General features: G+C 72.8%; 3 protein-coding genes. 2 read left to right on the forward strand and 1 reads right to left on the reverse strand.

Going from position 1 to position 3,633, the window contains the following annotated elements:
- Positions 1 to 170: 170 nt before the first annotated feature.
- On the reverse strand, positions 171 to 626 hold the full coding sequence (locus ACFYNS_RS25130) for a VOC family protein (RefSeq protein WP_360294317.1): 456 nt from the start codon (positions 624 to 626) through the stop codon (positions 171 to 173).
- Between the two features lie 510 nt (positions 627 to 1,136).
- Between ACFYNS_RS25130 and ACFYNS_RS25135 the strand changes: the two genes are divergently transcribed.
- Together ACFYNS_RS25135 and ACFYNS_RS25140 are read left to right on the forward strand one after the other, a co-directional pair.
- Positions 1,137 to 2,102 carry a glycosyltransferase family 2 protein gene (locus tag ACFYNS_RS25135; RefSeq protein WP_360294320.1) on the forward strand — a complete coding sequence of 322 codons (966 nt, stop codon included), beginning with the start codon at positions 1,137 to 1,139 and terminating at the stop codon, positions 2,100 to 2,102.
- Positions 2,103 to 2,105: 3 nt separating this feature from the next.
- A complete protein-coding gene (locus tag ACFYNS_RS25140; RefSeq protein WP_360294323.1) occupies positions 2,106 to 3,518 on the forward strand; it encodes a polysialyltransferase family glycosyltransferase in 1,413 nt (470 codons plus the stop codon).
- Positions 3,519 to 3,633 lie beyond the last annotated feature (115 nt).

The following is a 3,633-nucleotide window of genomic DNA, read 5'->3' on the forward strand; positions in this document are numbered from 1 at the left end:
CCCCCCCCCCCCCCCCCCCCGCCCCCCCCCCCCCCCCCCCCCCCCCCCCCCCCCCCCCCCCCCCCCCCCCCCCCCCCCCCCCCCCCCCCCCCCCCACGTCCGCGGAGCCGTACGCGCCCCTCGCGTGTCCCCTGCCAGGTGCGGGCTGCCAGGTGCGGGGCCCCGGCCCGTCAGCCCCGGCGGGCGAAGTGTCCGTGCAGCATTCCGGTCGCCTGGCCGACCTCGATCAGATAGCCGTCGGGGTCACGCAGATAGCAGCGCAGTTCGGCCTCCCGGTCGATGGGCGGGGTGAGGAATTCGGCACCCTTGGCCGTCCACTCCTCGTACACGGCCTGGATGTCGGCCACCCGGAGGTTCATGAAGCTGGAGACCGTGTCCCGGCTCTCGGGGGCCTGCAGCGTCACGCCGGGTTTGTCGGGGGTGGGTCCGCCGCCGGGATTCATGATGATCCAGCTGTTGGCGAGCCGGATGGTGCAGGGATTCTCCTCCAGGACGACCTCTCCGCCCAGCACCTCGCTGTAGAACCGTCGCGAGCGCGCCACATCGTTCACGGTGAGGAAGACGGTCACCGCCATTCCCTCGCTGGGCGCGGGAAAGGCGTTGCCGCTCGCTCGGCTCTCGGGCATGGCACGCGCTCCTTCGCTCGGGGCAGCCGCACACCGGTGGAGAGCACCGGCAGGCGCCGCGGCCCGACGCGCACCAGGCCGGCGGCCGGGGCGGCTCGTGTGCTTCGAGCCTAGGCGACCGGGGCGATGCGGGCATCCCGAGCGCGTCACCGCCCGGCGAGCGAAAAGCACCGGGGAGAGCACCGGGGAGTACTGCCGACCGCGGAGAGTACTGCCGTTCGACGAGAATTCCGACCGGAGCGGAATGCGGGCCACCGGGAATTCACCGGCCGCACGCACGGCCTTCCGCCGCGGGGATCCGCAACGGGACAAACGGGCCGGTAATCGTTCGCGACCTTCAGAACTCCCTGGCCGAGAGGGTAGGCTCACCACTTGTGCCGCACATCCGATCGTTTCGCGCCACCTCGATCCGGATAGCGGCCGAAGCAATTGTTCTTTTACGCAGTCGACCGCCGCAATTCACTGTCAGTTCACCGTACCGCCCACTTCACGCTCTCTTCTGGATCACATATGCCCAAACTCTCCGTCATCGTGCCGTGCCACAATGTGCAGGAATTCGCGGAAGACACCCTGAGGAGCCTCGCCAACAACGCGGGGCCGACAACGGAGTTCATCCTGGTCGACGACTGCTCCACGGACGCCACCTCGGAGATCCTGGACCGGTGGGAGCACCGCCTCCCCGGCTCCACCGTCATCCGGCACGAGGAGAACCGGGGCATCGCCCGCAGCCGCAACGCCGGGATCGAGGCGGCCCGCGGCGACTATCTGACCTTCCTGGACGGTGACGACTGGTACGGCCCCGGCCACCTCGACGAACTCGTCCGTGTCATCGAGCGGTTGGACTGCGACTTCGTGCGCACCGACCACGTGCAGAGCACCGGCACCAAGCGCGTCGTGCGCCGCGCGCCCGCGCCGGTACGCGACACGGTGCTGCACCCACGCGAGGTGATCGCTCCACCGCAGGCGGAGACGATGGTGGACTACCCGTTCGTCTGGGCCGGCGTCTACCGCCGCGCCCTGTTCGAGGACGGGGCCCTGCGGTTCGCCGCCGACCTGCGCACCGCCGAGGACCGGTTGTGGACCTGGCGGCTGCATCTGGCGGCCCGCTCGTTCGCCGTCACGGGCCTGCTCGGAGTGTTCTACCGGCGCGGGGTGACCACCTCGCTCACCCAGATCCGCGACGCCCGGCAGCTGGACTTCATCCCCGCCCACGACGCGCTCCTCGCCGACCTAGCCGCCGATCCGGAGGGTGACCGCTTCCTGCCCAAGGCGGTGCGGACCTACTGCGCGCTCATCGCCTTCCACCTGGCCAACATCCGGCGCTACCACGCCCCGGTGGCACGGCAGCTGAAGAAGAGGGTGACCTCCGCGCTGCAGCGCATGCCCCAGGACGTGCTCGACCGGACGCTGGCGGGGATGGACCACGCACGCGCCGACAGGCTGCAGCGCATGCGCGCGGCCGGAAGGGCGGCCTGACCGATGCCGGATCCCCGTGGAAGGGCGCAGCAGCGCCGCACCGACCAGCACTCCGCCCGCCCCGTCCAGATCTTCGAGGTCTCCACGCTCTACGGGGCCGCGACCCTGGCCGCCTCCGTGGACGCGGGGCAGTTCGGGCAGCCGGACGCGGCCCGCCGCATCCTCCTGGTCTCCAACAACGCCGCCACTCCGGAGGCGGCCACCCGCCTTCCCACGATGAACGGCTTCGAGCGGCTGGCGGCGCGGTTCGACGAGATCGTCGACTGGAACGAGGCCATCCAGCCGTACCACCCCAGCACCTGGGCCCCGCTGCGGGACGAGGCGCCGGTGTGGGAGCGGATGTTCCGGCACGCCTGGGGGCTGGGGAGCGCGCCGGTGGAGCTGGTGGTGGAATCCGTCCACGTCAGCCCGGCCAAAGCGCTGGCCACCGTCTTCAGCGGCAGTGCGGTGCACGTCTACGCCGACGGTCTGATGAGCTACGGCCCCACCCGGGAGCGGCTCCCCCAGTGGCTGGGCTGCCGCGTCCGGCGGCTGCTGCACCTCGATCTCGTGCCCGGCCTGCGCCCGCTGCTGCTGGCGGAGCACACCGTGCCGCCCGAGGCCGTACCCGACGAGGCGTTCCTGAAGGTGCTCGGTGAACTGGGAGAGGCCGCCGCCGGGGAGCCGGAGCTGGCCCGCGTCGCACGGGACCGCCCGAGCGCCGTGCTGCTGGGGCAGTACCTCGCGGCACTGGGCATCCTCACCCCCGAGGAGGAGGAAGAGCTCCACGCGCGGATGCTGCGCGGGGCGGTGGCCGCGGGACACTCGTGTGTGGTGTTCAAGCCCCACCCCACCGCTCCGGCGCGCTATGGCCGCGTCCTGGAGGAGGAGGCCGCCCGGGCGGGAGTGCGGCTGCACGTCCTGGAAGGCCCCGTGCTGGCCGAGGCCGTGTACGACCGCTGCCGTCCCACGCTGGTCGTCGGCTGCTTCTCCACCGCGCTGCTGACCGCGGCCGCCTACTACGGCATCGCGATCGCCAGGGTGGGCACGGAGGCGCTGCTGGAGCGGCTGACGCCCTACCAGAACAGCAATCGTGTTCCCGTCACGATCGTCGACTTCGCGGTGCCCGAGCCGGCCGACCGCATGGAGGACGCCCCCACCGTCGCCGAGCGGGCCGGCGAACTCGGCGCGCTGGTGCGGACCGTGGGCTACTGCATGCAGGCCAAGCTCCATCCGCAGTTGCGCCAGGAGGCCGCAGCCTGGCTGGAGGACCACCTCGACGAAGGCACCGAACGCTACTTCAAGCGCCGTCGGCTGACCGCGCTCGCCCTTCCGGGAGGCGGTACGTCGGTCCGGGCCAGGCTGCTGCGGACCAGCCCCTCGGCGCGCTGGGCGGCCCGCCGGATCCGCGCGGCGCAGGCAGCGGTACGGGGATGACGCACGAGGGGAGGGGGGGGGGGGGGGGGGGGGGGGGGGGGGGGCGGGCGCCGCCCCCCCCCCCCCCCCCCCCCCCGCGCCCCGGGGGGGGCGGCGCCCCCCCCGCCGAGCGCCC

It is taken from the genome of Streptomyces sp. NPDC006925 (assembly GCF_042869575.1).
Taxonomy (GTDB): Bacteria; Actinomycetota; Actinomycetes; order Streptomycetales; family Streptomycetaceae; genus Streptomyces.

Bases quoted from the DNA above. Each gene is read 5' to 3' on its own strand.
- ACFYNS_RS25130 (WP_360294317.1), bottom strand. From the start codon at position 626: ATGCCCGAGAGCCGAGCGAGCGGCAACGCCTTTCCCGCGCCCAGCGAG.
- ACFYNS_RS25135 (WP_360294320.1), top strand. From the start codon at position 1,137: ATGCCCAAACTCTCCGTCATCGTGCCGTGCCACAATGTGCAGGAATTC.
- ACFYNS_RS25140 (WP_360294323.1), top strand. From the start codon at position 2,106: ATGCCGGATCCCCGTGGAAGGGCGCAGCAGCGCCGCACCGACCAGCAC.